Consider the following 13,285-nt stretch of genomic DNA (forward strand, 5'->3'; position numbering starts at 1 on the left):
CCGCTTCCGGGTCGCGCCCGACGGACGCGGGGGCACTCCGCCCTCGCGGAGCCCGTCCCCCCGAGGTCCCCGCGTGTCCTCCTTCTCCGCTCCCGCCCTCCTCGCCGCCACGGGCCTGCTGCTCGCCGCGCCCCGCGTTCACGCCCAGACCGCCGAGCCCGCGTCCAAGCCCGCCTCCGAACCTCCCACGGCCGCGCAGCCGCCGGTCATCAACATCTCCGAGGAGGGCTTCACGCTGTCATCCGCGGACAAGGCCTTCGTGCTCAAGCTGCGCGGGCAGCTCCAGGGCGACGGGCGCTTCTTCCTGGACGACACGGACCGCACCGGCACCAACACGTTCCTCGTGCGGCGCATGCGCCCCATCCTGGACGGGACGCTCTTCGGCTTCATCGACTTCCGCTTCATGCCGGACTTCGGCGTCGGGCAATCCATCATCCAGGACGCGTACATCGACTTCCGTCCAGGGGAGTGGGTCCGCCTGCGCGCGGGCCGGTTCAAGACGCCCTTCGGACTGGAGCTGCTCCAGTCCGACATGGACAACCCCTTCATCGAGCGCTCGCTCACCGTGGACCTGGTCCCCAACCGCGACGAGGGCCTGGAGCTGCACGGCGAGGGCGAAGGCGGCCGGTGGCAGTACTCGCTGGCGGTCGTGAATGGAGACCCCGACGGCGCCAGCACCGACACCAACCCCGACGACAGCTTCGACCTCGCCGCCCGCGTCTTCGCCCTGCCCTTCAAGGGCCGCGAGCCGTCCTTCCTCCAGGGCCTGGGCCTGGGCTTCGCCGTGACGCGCGGCCTCCAGTTCGGCAACGCCACCAACACCGGCCTCGCGCCGTTTCGCAGCACGGGCCAGCAGATCATCTTCAGCTATCTCAGCAACGTGGACACCGGCGAGACAGTGACGGCGCACGGCCAGCACGTGCGCCTCGCGCCCCAGGGCCACTTCTACCGGGGGTCCTTCGGCCTCCTCGCGGAGTACGTGCGCTCGTCACTGGAGGTTCGAATCGCGGATGCGCGCGCGCGGCTGCACCACCACGCCTGGCAGACGGCGGTGTCGTGGGTGTTTGGCGGGAAGGCGTCTTTCGAAGGCGCCCGGCCCACGACTCCGTTCGACCCGAAGACGCTCACGGGCGGCGCGCTGGAGGTGGCGGCGCGCTACCACGCGCTGGACCTGGACGACGCCGCCTTCCCCCGCTTCGCCAACCCCGCGCGGTCCGTGAGCACGGCGAAGGGCTTCGGCGTCGCCACGACGTTCGCCTTCAACCGGCGCGTGCGCTTCGCCCTGAACTTCCACCGCACGAACTTCGAGGGCGGCGCCCCGGACGGCGGTGACCGCGCTCCGGAGAACGCCCTCCTGTCCCGCTTCCAGCTCACGTTCTGAAAGCCCCTGCCCGTGAGCCGTGAACCCGCCGGTGACGCCGGGTGTCATCCGGCTTCGTCCTGGTGCGTCTTGAAGCGCCCACGTCAGGTGCACGACGCTCCCGCCGCCCGCGACGGGTGGCCCTTGCCCGGGGGCCGCTCGCGCGGACGCCTCCGAGAGGACGCATGCCCGCGAACGTGTTCCCGCAGCGCCCGACGCCTGTCCGCTCCCCGTTTCTGTCGAAGGCGCTCACGCGCGCCGCGCTCCTCGCCCTCCTGGGCCTGGGCGCGCCCGTGGCCGCGCAGCAGCCCCAGCCGCCCATCACGGAGGACGTGCCGCCCCCGGTGCAGCCGCCCCTGCCCGACAGCCGCGTCTACTTCACCACCCTCAACGTGGTCCGCTACAACCCGCTGGGGCTCGAGTCGCAGAACCGGCTCGTCTACCAGAAGCGCCTCTTCGACAGCCCGTCCCTGCTCCTGCGCGACACGTACGCCAGCGCCGGCGCGAGCCTCAAGCTGAGCCCCGCGTTCTTCAAGGTGGGCCCCACGGTGGAGCTGCAGCCGCTGGCCCTCTTCAACCTCCGCGCCGGCTACGAGTACGTGCAGTTCTTTGGCACGTTCGGCAGCGTCCAGTCCTATCCGGACTCCTTCCAGCCCTACGACGACGACCTGCGCAGCGCGACCAACGACGCCGCCTACGGCACCTCGGGGCACCACTTCTTCGTGGAGCCCATGCTCCAGGCGAAGGTGAAGTCCGTGGCGCTGCGCACGAAGCTGGCCATCGAGTACTGGAACGTGGCGCTGCGCGACGGCGGGGCCCGCGGCACGTTCTACGACCCGACGCTGGACACGCTGGTGCCCGGCAAGGGCTGGGTGCTCGCCAACGACACGGACCTGCTCTGGCTGGCCGGGAAGTGGACGCTGGGCGCCCGGCTCTCCGCGGTGTGGCCCCGCTACGACGAGGACACCAGCGCGGTGGATCCGCTGCCCGGCCGCACGCTCCCCTCCAACGAGCACATCCGCGTGGGCCCGCTCGTCGCGTATGCCTTTGACACCAAACCGGGCGGATTCATGAGCAAGCCCACCGCGCTGCTCATCGCCGGCTGGTACCTCAAGCATGAGAACCGGGTGAACGCCATGCCCTACCTGCTGGGCGGCTTCTCCTTCACCACGGAGCTGCTCTCCGGCCGTTGAAGCGCGCCGTCACGGACTGACCCTTCGTCAAACCCGGATTGCCCCCGGGGGCAGTGTCCCGGCGCGGGGAGCATTCCTAACTCGCACCGTCTGTCGTTGGGACAGCCGGGGGTGCGCATGGGAATGACTCAAAGGGTGAGGGTCGGTTGGCTTCTGGGCAGCGTCATGATGGTGATGACGCTCGGAGGGTGCGGCCCCTCGAATGCGCCGGAGGCCTCCCCGCGGACACAGGAGGCGGCACTCACCGGGGGCGACTTCGCCTGGGTGAAGCACCTGGGCTCCCCCCGGTTCGACCAGGCCCACGCCGTGGCCTTCGACCGCGACGGCAACATCCTCGCGCTGTTCCTCTATCAAGGCAGCGTGGACCTGGGCGCGGGCCCCGTCGGTTCCGGGAACCCGGACAGCTTCGGCTTCGCGGTAGCGAAGTACACGACGGCCGGCGCGCTCCTGTGGACCCGCGCCTACGAGGGTGTGCTTCCTCCCGGCGGACAGAACTTCGTCAACGCGGTGGCGCTCACGGTGGACCGCGAGCGCAACGTGCTCGTCGCGGGGAGCTCGAACGAGCCCATCGACCTGGGCGGGGGACTCCAACCGGCGGGCGCCTTCCTGCTGAAGCTGCGCAAGACGGGGCAGTTCCAGTGGGCCCGGCACTTCACGGGCAGCGTCGATCCCCGGGACCTGGTCACCGACTCGCAGGACGGCATCGCCATGGCGGGCACCGCCTTCCGCACGGTGGACTTCGGCCTGGGACCCAACTCCTCGCAGGTGACGGACGTCGAGACCGCCTTCCTCACCAGGTTCAACGCCGCTGGCGTGGCGCAGTGGACCGTGCGCGAGCAGTTGATCCTGAGCGTCGGCGCCAGCGTCGCGGTGGATGAAGCGGACGCCTTCTACTTCGCGGGCATCCTGTACCCCGACCCGGAGGTCTGGAAGGTGGACCCCTCGGGCACGGTGGTGTGGACCCGGTCGCTGGTGGGCGCGTCGGGAGGAGCCGCGAGCATCGCCGTGCACGGCAACCGGGTGGTGGTGGGCGGCCAGTTCAGCAGCGCCTTCACGTTCCGGGGCCAGACGGTGACGCCCCCGGTCTCCGGCGCCGGCTTCCTCGTCGCGTGGACCCGGGCCGGCGAAGAGCGATGGGCACGCGGCTACCCGCAAGCCGTGGGCGCGGTCGCCATGGCCGAGGACGACGCCGTGGTCGTGGGCGGTGCCTCCATCGAGCCGGACACGGCCTCCGGCTACACGCTCTTCACCGCGAGGCTGGAGCGCATCGAGGGTCAGCAGCAGTGGCGGCGCACGTACACCTCGACCGGGCGCCCCTTCTTCAGGGACGTCGCGGTGAACAAGCAGCGCGCGTTCGTGGGGATCGGCTACTTCTCCGGCACCCTCCACCTGGGAAGGCCCCTGGTCTCGCGCGGCTTCGACGACGACTTCCTCTTCAAGGGCTCGACGGCGCCCTGACGGTCACCCGAAGCCCTGGGCGCGCAGCACCGCGCCCAGCGGCACGGTTCCCGCGAGGTACGCGTCGAACCACCGCGCGGCCTCCTCCGGCGTGGGCTGCATCCACCGCCATCGCCCAGGCCCGCCCCCCACCTCGCAGCGGATCAACGACGTGCGCAGCTGCTCCGCGTGGGTGAACTCCAGCTGCTCCAACAGGAGCGGGTTCTGGCTGGTGACGAAGGCCTGCCGCGCCCCCATGTCCCGCACGCACGCGCGCACCAGGTCCGGGTGCAGGCCGTCCGCCAGCTCGTCCGCGATGACGAAGGCTCCGTGCACGTCCAGGTAGTAGAGGAAGGACAAGAGCCGCTTCTGGCCATGGCCCAGCTGCTCCTGCGCCACCGGCGTGCCGTCCGGGCGCACGAACGCGAAGCGGAAGCCGCTGAAGCCCAGCCGCCCGCCCTGGGACAGGGGCGTCGTCTCGGTCACGTCCACCGTGAGCGTGCCGGAGGCGAACCCCGCCAGCGTCACGAAGCGCGCGAGGAAGCCCTGGGGCAGCGCATCGTGGCGCAGGAGCAGCGACGGCGGCACGGGCTCGCGCTCCACCTGTTCGCGCAGCCAGCCGGGCATCCACGTGGGCAGCGCCATGAGGCCCAGCGGGAACAGCTCCTCACCGCGCTGCTCCATCGCGTAGCGGATGGCGCCAATGCGCTCGAACATGCCCAGCGCTTCGTCGAAGCGCGGCGGCGCCAGCAGGAACGTCTCCCGGAGCAGGTCCTTCAGCCGGTCCTTCACGCCGCGCTCCAGGTACTGCGCGGCCATGAAGAGCAGCGTCCACACGGAGCGGTCCAACACCGACCAGTGCATGCGCTTGGAGAAGCCGGCCGCGCCCGCGACCTCGCACGCGAAGCCCGTGGCGCTGGCGCGCATGACGAGCCGCGCGTCCTCCGCCGCATCCCACCGCACCGTCGCCACGATGGAGGGCAGCAGCCCGTGCGCCAACGCCGCGGGCGGCAGCGCCAGGGCATCCCCCGGGCCGCCCTCCCCGGCATTCGCGGGCAGCGCCGCGGGCGGCTCGTTGCGCACGGCCACGTCCACGGTCAGCGCGTCGAAGCGCAGCGCGTAGTCCAGCGCGAACGGCTCCCGCAGGAGGCCGGAGAAGTCCGAGCACAGCACCGCGGACACCAGCTCCAGCAGCGTCGTGCGTCCGCTGCCCGTCGCGCCCACCACCACGTTCAGGGCAGGGCCGAACGTCAGCGCCGTGTCCGGCGCGAGCCCTCGGTAGTGGTGGACGTGCAGACGGGTCAGCTTCATGGCGTCCGGCCCCTTCCCTGGACCGCCGTCAGCGTAGGCCCTTCGCCAGCTGATGCGCGAGCCGGTGCAGCAGCTCCGTGTTCTCCACCTCCGCCGCCTGCAGCTTGGGCAGCTGCGCCTTCAGCGCCGCCAGGTCCTTGCCCCGCGTCACCAGGTCCTCCGCCCCCAGCTCCAGCCAGCGCCCCAGCTCGCGCGCCGTCAGCTCCAGGTGGAACTGGAAGCCATACGACTTCCCCAGCCGGAAGGCCTGCTGCGTGTACCGGTCCGTGGACGCGAGCAGCGTCGCGCCGGGCACCGGCGTGTACGTGTCCCCATGCCAGTGCGCCACCGCCGTGCGCGCCTTCACCCCCGCCACCACCGGGTCCTTCAGCGCGTCCTGCGTCCAGCGCACCGGCCCCACGCCCACCTCGAAGCCGTTCTTCCCCGGCGACACCGTCGCGCCCGCCGCCGCCGCCAACAGCTGCGCACCCAGACACACGCCCACGCACGCGCGGTCAGTCGCCAGCCGCTCTCCCAGCAACGCCAGCTCTTCATTCAGGAACGGATGGGCGTCCGCCTCGTACACGCCCATGGGTCCCCCCATCACCACCACCAGCGGCGCGTCCACGTCCTCGCGCTTCACCGTCCGGAAGCGCCGCACCAGCGTGAAGCCCGCCGCCTCCAGCGCCGGCCCCAGCAGGCCGGGCCCCTCGTGCTCCTCGTGCTCGAACACCACCGCGCGCATCGTCCGCCACCCCTTCGCTGTGTCCTGGTTGGTGCCACACGCAATGCGTGCCGCGTGAAGACTAACGCTCCAGGCCACGTCTGGCCGCGACGCGGCGTGAACCCGGATAGCCGGTAGGCGTTTATTTCACAGTATTTCGTGCCATCATCAGCGGGCCCGGTTTCCCCTATAAGCATGCGGACCCGGGCATTCCCCCTTGGGTGTTTTTTCGTCGCGTCGTTTCCGAAAGGAAGTTCCTCGTGAGCAAGAGCCTTCGCGGTTTCAAGTGGCTGATGGGCACGGTGGTCGGCGTTTCCCTGCTGAGCGGTTGCGGCGCTCCTCCGGCGGAGGGTGAGCAGACCCCGGCCGAGGCCACGGAGCAGGCCCAGGGCGCCCTGACGGCGCAGGTCACCGCGGGCAAGGCCTCCATGGCCGCCAGCGACCGCGTGACGGTGGAGGTGACGCTGACGAACACCTCCTCCGCGCCGGTGAGCCTCTACAAGTGGGACGCGCCGGGCGAGGGCCTCAACGAGGGCCGCCTGTCGGTGTCCCGCGACGGCCAGCCGGTGGAGTACACGGGCGCGCACTTCAAGCGCGTGATGGGCCGCGCCGAGGACCTGATCACGATTGCCCCCGGCCAGAGCATCTCCGGTCCGGTCGTCGTGTCGGACGCGTATGACCTGTCCGTCTCCGGGACGTACACCCTCCGCTACGAGCTGGAGGCGCGCGCGGGCGTGACGGCGCTGTCGTCCAACTCGGTCAGCCTCTTCATCGAGGGCCGCGACACCCGCCGCGATGGCGCGGAGGCGATGGGCACGGTGACGGCGCAGGGCCTGTCCTACTCCGGGGCCTGCACCAGCTCCGAGCAGACCACCATCACCAACGCGTACAACAGCGCCAAGACGTACTCCAACAACGCGTACTCGTACCTGAGCGGCACGCCGTCCGCGACCAGCCGCTACACCACCTGGTTCGGCACGTACTCCAGCAGCGGCTGGAGCACCATCAAGACGCACTTCAACAACATCAAGAACGCGTTCGCGTCCGCCAACGTCGTCGTGGACTGCAGCTGCAACGACAGCGGGACGTACGCGTACGTGTACCCGTCCTCGCCGTACAAGATCTACGTGTGCGGCGCCTTCTGGAGCGCCCCCAACACGGGCACGGACTCGCGCGCGGGCACGCTGGTCCACGAGATGAGCCACTTCACCGTCGTGGCCGGCACGGACGACTGGGCCTACGGCCAGACGGCAGCGAAGAACCTGGCCAAGTCCAACTCCACGCGCGCGCGTGACAACGCGGACAGCCACGAATACTTCGCGGAGAACAACCCCTCGCTGCCGTAAGGTGACGGCGGGCCGTTGATTCCAGGGGCGCGGGCCACATGGGCTCGCGCCCCTCTTCTTTTTTTCGCCGTACGCACTCAAGGAGCGTCACGTCATGGGCATGGGACGAAGCAACCTCGCATGGCTCGCGGTGCTCACCGCCGCCGGTGTCACCGCCTGTACCCCGAAGCCCGCGGAGGCCCCCGCGCAACAGCAGGCCCCCGTCGCCGCGACACCGCCCCCCGCCGCCGAGCCCGCGAAGGAGCCCACCGCCATGACGACCCCGAAGCTGGAGTGCGCCCTCAGCGTCCAACCGAAGGCGAAGGCGGGCGAGCCCATTGAAGTCCTCTTCAAGCTCACCAACCGCTCGGAGTCCCCGGTCTGGGTGCTCAAGTGGCAGACGCCGCTGGAGGGCATCCTGGGCACCGTCTTCCAGATCACCCGCGACGGCGAGGAGCTGCCGTACCAGGGCCCCATGGTGAAGCGCGCCGCCCCGAGCGCGGACAGCTACGCGGCCATCGCCCCGGGCGCCACGGTGGAGAACACCGTGGAGGTGACGCAGGCCTGGGACTTCAAGAAGCCGGGCACCTACCGCATCACCTTCCGCGACGCGCTGATGGACGTGGCCACGCGCAAGGAGGACGTCCCCCGGGCCGGCGGCGAATACCAGTCCACCCCGGTGACGTGCGCCCCCGTGGACGTGACGGTGGCCGCGCGCTGAGGGGAGCCGTGAGGCGGGAGGCGGGGCCCCCTTCCGGATTTCCCTGGAACGAGGAGGGCGGGCAGGCACGCTCCCCCTCCTCAGCCGGGCCCGGGCGCGATACACCTGGGCCCACCATGGCGGACACCCCCACGATGAACATCCCGACGGTCGACCTCTTGGACCTGGCGTCGGGTGAACCGGCGCGCCTGGAGCGCGCCGCGGCGGCCCTGCGCGAGGCCTTCGGCGTCTTCGGCCTCGTGTTCGTGAAGAACCACGGCGTGGACGCGCCGGCGCTGGAGCGCTTCTACGACGCGTTCTCCGCCTTCGTGGCCCGCCCGGACGCCCAGAAGCGCCCCCTGGGCCGCGCGGACCTCTGGTACCAGCGCGGCTGGACGCCCCCCAACACGGAGGTCGCCGTCGCCAGCAACGGGCAGCCGGACTTCAAGGAGTGCTACTTCGCTGCGCCCACGCCCACGGACGCGCAGTCCGCCATGGAGTTCCCGGAGCTGTACCCGGAGAACATCTGGCCGGACGACGCGCCGCCCTTCTTCCAGGAGGGCCTGCTCACCATGGGCACCGCGCTGCACGAGGCCGGCCTCAAGCTCCTGCGCGGCGCCGCCCTGGCGCTGAGCCTGCCCGAGGACACCTTCACCGCCGCGTGCGAGAAGGCGCCCCACGTCACGCGCGCGCTCCAGTACCTGCCGCTGGGCCCCGCCCAGGTGAACACCGGCATCCTCTGGGGCGAGGAGCACACCGACTTCAACCTGCTGACGCTTTTGCCCGGAGGCCGGTTCCTCAATCCGGAAGGCCGCCCCGCGCCCAAGCCGGACGACCAGAGCGGCCTGTACCTGCGCACGCGCGCGGCGCCGGACGCGCCCAACGGCCACATGGTGCGCGGCACCGCGCCCGCGGGCTGCATCGTGGCGCAGGTGGGCCAGCAGTTGGAGATCCTCACGGGCGGCACGTTCCTCGCCACGCCGCACGTCATCACCGCGCCGGGCGTGCCGGGGTGGCAGCGCCAGTCCGCCGCGCACTTCATGCACGTGCACACCAGCCAGGTGCTCTTCCCCCTGCCCGGCTTCCGCACGCCGGAGGCGGTGGCCAACTACGCGCCGCCGGTGCTCGCGGGCACGTACGACATCAAGACGCTGGTGGACATCGGCCTCGCGCCGCCCGCCGCGCTCGACAAGCTGGGCTACCGCCACTACGACCGGCTGAACCGGATGCGCGCGACCTCATAAGCCGCGCCCGGGGCCGGGTGCCCCTTGTCGCTGGCGCGAGGGGGAGGGGCTGCGTTACAGCGCAGCCACCCCATGGCCACCCCCTCCGTCCTCGCCAGCTCCGTCTTCCGTCACCGCGACTTCCGGCTGTACCAGGTCGCCCGCCTGTGCGCGGTGCTCGCGGCGCAGATTGAATCGGTGGCCATCGGGTGGCAGGTGTACGAGCTCACCGGGAGCGCGCTCGCGCTGGGCTACACGGGCCTGGCCCAGTTCGTCCCCTTCCTCGCCTTCAGCCTCCTGGGCGGGCAGGTGGCGGACCGCTATGACCGCCGCCGCATCCTGGCCATCTGTCAGGGCGTGATGCTGGTGTGCAGCCTGCTGCTCTTGTCCTTCACGCTGGGCCACTTCGAGGACGTGCGCTTCGTCTACGGCGTGCTGGTGCTGTTCGGCACCGCGAGGGCCTTCTACGCGCCCGCGGGCTCCGCGCTCACGCCCTACCTGGTGCCGAAGGAGGAGCTGACGCGCGCGGTGGCGGTGAACTCCACCACGTGGCAGGTGGCCACCATCGCCGGCCCCGCCGTGGGCGGCCTGCTCTACGGCTGGCTGGGCGGCAAGGGCGTCTACATCACGTCCGCGTCGCTGTGCGCGCTCACCATCGTGTGGATCCTCTCGCTCCAGGTGCGCACCGGCAGCGCGTCGCGCGACCCCATCTCCATGAAGACGCTGGTCGCGGGCCTGCGCTTCGTGCGCCAGAAGCGGATGCTCCTGGGCAGCCTCACCCTGGACCTCTTCGCGGTGCTGCTGGGCGGCGCGGTGGCGCTGTTGCCCATCTACGCGCGCGACGTGCTGCACACCGGCCCCTGGGGCCTGGGCCTCTTGCGCAGCGCTCCGGCCGCGGGCGCCGCGGTGGTGGCGGTGCTGCTCGCGTTCCGTCCCCTGGGCGGGCGCGCCGGGTGGAAGATGTTCGGCGCGGTGGCGGTGTTCGGCGCGGCCACGCTGGTGTTCGGCGTGAGCACGTCCCTGCCCCTGTCGCTCGCGGCGCTCGCCATTGGCGGGGCGGCGGACATGGTGAGCGTGGTCGTGCGCCACACGCTGGAGCTGGTCTCCACGCCGGACGACATGCGCGGCCGCGTGGGCGCGGTGAACATGATGTGCATCGGCGCCTCCAACGAGCTGGGCGAGTTCCGCGCGGGCTCGCTCGCGGAGGCGCTGGGCGCCGTGCACGCGGTGGTGATTGGCGCCGTGGGCACGCTCGTCGTCGTGGGCCTCTGGGCCTGGCTCTTCCCGGAGCTGCGCGACGTGGACCGCCTGGAGTCCGCCGCGCACCCGCCGCCCCAACCCGAACAGGACGTCACCGAGTCCGCGCCCTCCGTCTGAGCCCTCCTGGGCGCAGGGTGAAAACCACGGCCCGCGAAGGTTTTGACGCCCGGTGAGAGGGCTGTTGCCTGGGCGGCCACCTGTCGGCAGGGCCTGTAGCCTGGAAGGACACAAGTGGGGCGCGCCCGCCCCCACCTCCAGAGGAGGGACGCCGGTGGTATGGTCCGTGCTTGGACTCTCGTCCCATGGCGTACTACTTCCACGTGCTGGCACTCTGCGTAGGGACCGCGCTGTGCCTCGTGCTGGGCCGGGCCTTCTTCGATCCTGACGAGCCCACGCCCGTCCCCGTCACCCACCCGCCGGACCCGGGCGCGCCCCGCGTGGTCCGAGCGGACGCCGGCAAACACCCTCGCAAGTAGGGCCCCACGTGGGGCGATCCGCGCGCGATGATGCGCGCCGACCGTGAGCGTGACGGGCTCCTTCCTCCTCTTCCTGCTGCTCTGGGCGGTGCTCCTCGTGGGGGTGCTGTCCATCGTCGTCTCCACGCTGCGCACCGGCGCGCCGCCCATGCCCAGCTCGCCCCGGGTGCGGCGGGCGCTCCTGGCCATGCTCCCGGCGGACACCCGGGGCACCGTGATGGATCTGGGCTCGGGCTGGGGGGACGTGGCCTTCAACCTGGCGGACCACTGCCCCCAGGCGCGCATCGTCGCGTACGAGCTGTCCTGGCTGCCGTGGCTCTTCAGCCGGCTGCGCCAGCGGCTCTTCCCCCGCCCCAACCTCACGCTGGTACGCGGGGACTTCTTCGCCGCGTCCTTCCAGGACGCGACCTGCGTCCTCTGCTACCTGTCGCCGGGCATCATGACGCGCCTGGCGCCCCGCTTCGCGGCCGAGCTGCCGCCAGGCGCCCGCATCCTCAGCCACACCTTCGGCCTGCGCGGCTGGACACCCGTGCGCAGCGTGCGGCTCCAGGACCTGTACCGCACGCCTGTCTACCTCTACGAAGTGCCGCCCCGCGCGCCGCCCCGTGAGTAGAGTCCCCCGCCGTCCACCCCTTCTCGAAGAGACCCTCCCGCGATGAGTGACTTCCAGTTCCAGGACATGCTGCCGCTTGGCAAGGACGAGACGCCCTACCGCCTGCTCACGAAGGAGGGCGTCTCCACGTTCGAGGCCGGCGGACACAGCTTCCTCCAGGTGGAGCCCGAGGCGCTCACGCTGCTCACCCGCGAGGCCATGCGGGACATCTCGCACCTCCTGCGCCCGGGCCACCTTCAGCAGCTCAACAACATCCTCAAGGACCCGGAGGCGTCGTCCAACGACCGGTTCGTGGCGCTGGAGCTGCTCAAGAACGCGAACATCGCCGCAGGCGGCGTGCTGCCCTCCTGCCAGGACACCGGCACCGCCATCGTGATGGGCAAGAAGGGCCAGTACGTCCTCACCCGCGGCGGTGACGAGGCGGCCATCTCCAAGGGCGTGTTCGACACGTACCTCACGGCCAACCTGCGCTACTCGCAGATGGCGCCACTGGACATGTACAAGGAGGTCAACACGGGCAACAACCTGCCCGCGCAGATCGAGCTCTACGCGACCGACGGCGACGCCTACAAGTTCCTCTTCATGGCCAAGGGCGGCGGCTCCGCGAACAAGAGCTACCTCTTCCAGGAGACGAAGGCCGTCCTCAACCCGCAGAGCCTGCTGGCGTTCCTGGAGCAGAAGATCCGCTCGCTGGGCACCGCCGCGTGCCCGCCGTACCACCTGGCCATCGTGGTGGGCGGCACGTCCGCGGAGTTCGCGCTGAAGACGGCGAAGTACGCCTCCGCGCGCTACCTGGACACCCTGCCCACCAGCGGCAACGCGCTGGGCCGGGGCTTCCGCGACGTGGAGCTGGAGCAGGAGGTGCTCAAGCTCACGCAGCGCACCGGCATTGGCGCGCAGTTCGGCGGCAAGTACTTCTGCCATGACGTGCGCGTCATCCGCCTGCCCCGCCACGGCGCGTCCTGCCCGGTGGCCATCGCCGTGTCGTGCTCCGCGGACCGCCAGGCGCTGGGCAAGATTACGCGCGACGGCGTCTTCCTGGAGGCGCTGGAGCGGGATCCCGCGAAGTACCTGCCGGAGACGACCGACACGGACCTGTCCGGCGACGTGGTGAAGCTGGACCTGAACCGCCCCATGAGCGACCTGCGCGCGGAGCTGTCGCGCTACCCCATCAAGACGCGCTTGTCCCTGTCCGGCTCGCTGGTGGTGGCGCGCGACATCGCGCACGCGAAGATCAAGGAGCGCCTGGACCGGGGCGAGGGCATGCCCCAGTACCTCAAGGACCACATGGTCTACTACGCGGGCCCGGCGAAGACGCCGGAGGGCTACGCGTCCGGTTCGTTCGGGCCCACCACCGCGGGCCGCATGGACGCGTACGTGGATCAGTTCCAGGCGGAGGGCGGCAGCTTCGTGATGCTCGCCAAGGGCAACCGCTCCCCGGCCGTCACGGAGGCCTGCAAGAAGCACGGCGGCTTCTACCTGGGCTCCATCGGCGGCCCGGCCGCGCGCCTGGCGCAGGACTGCATCAAGAAGGTGGAGGTCCTGGAGTACGCCGAGCTGGGCATGGAGGCCGTGTGGAAGATCGACGTGGTCGACTTCCCGGCCTTCATCGTCGTGGATGACAAGGGCAACGACTTCTTCGCGAACATCCACAAGCCGTCCGCGAAGAAGTAGGCCGCTTCGA

12 protein-coding genes are annotated in these 13,285 nt (G+C 70.9%); 10 read left to right on the plus strand and 2 right to left on the minus strand.

Annotation, left to right across the window (positions count from 1 at the left end):
- Window positions 1-73: 73 nt before the first annotated feature.
- The 3 genes from JYJ93_RS29080 to JYJ93_RS29090 all read left to right on the plus strand — a co-directional run bounded on the left by JYJ93_RS29080 (window position 74) and on the right by JYJ93_RS29090 (window position 4,011).
- Window positions 74-1,381 carry a porin gene (locus tag JYJ93_RS29080; protein WP_206797733.1) on the plus strand — a complete coding sequence of 436 codons (1,308 nt, stop codon included), beginning with the start codon at window positions 74-76 and terminating at the stop codon, window positions 1,379-1,381.
- Between the two features lie 164 nt (window positions 1,382-1,545).
- Complete coding sequence (locus JYJ93_RS29085) at window positions 1,546-2,553, plus strand: hypothetical protein (protein ID WP_206797735.1); 1,008 nt, start codon at window positions 1,546-1,548, stop codon at window positions 2,551-2,553.
- Window positions 2,554-2,727: 174 nt separating this feature from the next.
- Window positions 2,728-4,011 carry a hypothetical protein gene (locus tag JYJ93_RS29090; protein WP_206797737.1) on the plus strand — a complete coding sequence of 428 codons (1,284 nt, stop codon included), beginning with the start codon at window positions 2,728-2,730 and terminating at the stop codon, window positions 4,009-4,011.
- A gap of 3 nt (window positions 4,012-4,014) precedes the next feature.
- On the opposite strand, the gene JYJ93_RS29095 is transcribed toward JYJ93_RS29090, so the two are convergent.
- Together JYJ93_RS29095 and JYJ93_RS29100 are read right to left on the minus strand one after the other, a co-directional pair.
- Entirely contained in the window at window positions 4,015-5,301 is a 1,287-nt protein-coding gene (locus tag JYJ93_RS29095) for an ATP-binding protein (protein WP_206797738.1), read from the minus strand.
- Window positions 5,302-5,329: 28 nt separating this feature from the next.
- Window positions 5,330-6,025 carry a glutamine amidotransferase gene (locus JYJ93_RS29100; protein ID WP_206797740.1) on the minus strand — a complete coding sequence of 232 codons (696 nt, stop codon included), beginning with the start codon at window positions 6,023-6,025 and terminating at the stop codon, window positions 5,330-5,332.
- A 239-nt stretch (window positions 6,026-6,264) separates the two neighbouring features.
- On the opposite strand from JYJ93_RS29100, the gene JYJ93_RS29105 reads away from it, so the two are divergent.
- From JYJ93_RS29105 to JYJ93_RS29135, 7 genes are all read left to right on the plus strand, one after another.
- Entirely contained in the window at window positions 6,265-7,350 is a 1,086-nt protein-coding gene (locus tag JYJ93_RS29105) for a M35 family metallo-endopeptidase (protein ID WP_206797742.1), read from the plus strand.
- 94 nt (window positions 7,351-7,444) lie between these two features.
- On the plus strand, window positions 7,445-8,050 hold the full coding sequence (locus JYJ93_RS29110; protein WP_206797744.1) for a protease: 606 nt from the start codon (window positions 7,445-7,447) through the stop codon (window positions 8,048-8,050).
- 116 nt (window positions 8,051-8,166) lie between these two features.
- Window positions 8,167-9,273, plus strand: coding sequence for an isopenicillin N synthase family oxygenase (locus JYJ93_RS29115; protein WP_206797746.1), 1,107 nt, complete (start codon window positions 8,167-8,169; stop codon window positions 9,271-9,273).
- Between the two features lie 72 nt (window positions 9,274-9,345).
- Window positions 9,346-10,629 carry an MFS transporter gene (locus tag JYJ93_RS29120; RefSeq protein ID WP_206797747.1) on the plus strand — a complete coding sequence of 428 codons (1,284 nt, stop codon included), beginning with the start codon at window positions 9,346-9,348 and terminating at the stop codon, window positions 10,627-10,629.
- Between the two features lie 185 nt (window positions 10,630-10,814).
- Window positions 10,815-10,988 (plus strand): hypothetical protein, encoded by a 174-nt coding sequence (locus JYJ93_RS29125; RefSeq protein ID WP_206797757.1) that lies wholly within the window; start codon window positions 10,815-10,817, stop codon window positions 10,986-10,988.
- A gap of 43 nt (window positions 10,989-11,031) precedes the next feature.
- Window positions 11,032-11,601, plus strand: a complete 570-nt coding sequence (locus tag JYJ93_RS29130) for a class I SAM-dependent methyltransferase (protein ID WP_206797759.1) — start codon at window positions 11,032-11,034, stop codon at window positions 11,599-11,601.
- Between the two features lie 42 nt (window positions 11,602-11,643).
- Entirely contained in the window at window positions 11,644-13,275 is a 1,632-nt protein-coding gene (locus tag JYJ93_RS29135; protein ID WP_206797761.1) for a fumarate hydratase, read from the plus strand.
- Window positions 13,276-13,285 lie beyond the last annotated feature (10 nt).

It is taken from the genome of Corallococcus sp. NCSPR001 (assembly GCF_017309135.1).
In the GTDB taxonomy this organism is placed as follows: domain Bacteria; phylum Myxococcota; class Myxococcia; order Myxococcales; family Myxococcaceae; genus Corallococcus.

Bases quoted from the DNA above. Each gene is read 5' to 3' on its own strand.
- JYJ93_RS29085 (WP_206797735.1), top strand. From the start codon at position 1,546: ATGCCCGCGAACGTGTTCCCGCAGCGCCCGACGCCTGTCCGCTCCCCG.
- JYJ93_RS29090 (WP_206797737.1), top strand. From the start codon at position 2,728: ATGACGCTCGGAGGGTGCGGCCCCTCGAATGCGCCGGAGGCCTCCCCG.
- JYJ93_RS29095 (WP_206797738.1), bottom strand. From the start codon at position 5,301: ATGAAGCTGACCCGTCTGCACGTCCACCACTACCGAGGGCTCGCGCCG.
- JYJ93_RS29100 (WP_206797740.1), bottom strand. From the start codon at position 6,025: ATGCGCGCGGTGGTGTTCGAGCACGAGGAGCACGAGGGGCCCGGCCTG.
- JYJ93_RS29110 (WP_206797744.1), top strand. From the start codon at position 7,445: ATGGGCATGGGACGAAGCAACCTCGCATGGCTCGCGGTGCTCACCGCC.
- JYJ93_RS29115 (WP_206797746.1), top strand. From the start codon at position 8,167: ATGGCGGACACCCCCACGATGAACATCCCGACGGTCGACCTCTTGGAC.
- JYJ93_RS29120 (WP_206797747.1), top strand. From the start codon at position 9,346: ATGGCCACCCCCTCCGTCCTCGCCAGCTCCGTCTTCCGTCACCGCGAC.
- JYJ93_RS29125 (WP_206797757.1), top strand. From the start codon at position 10,815: ATGGCGTACTACTTCCACGTGCTGGCACTCTGCGTAGGGACCGCGCTG.
- JYJ93_RS29135 (WP_206797761.1), top strand. From the start codon at position 11,644: ATGAGTGACTTCCAGTTCCAGGACATGCTGCCGCTTGGCAAGGACGAG.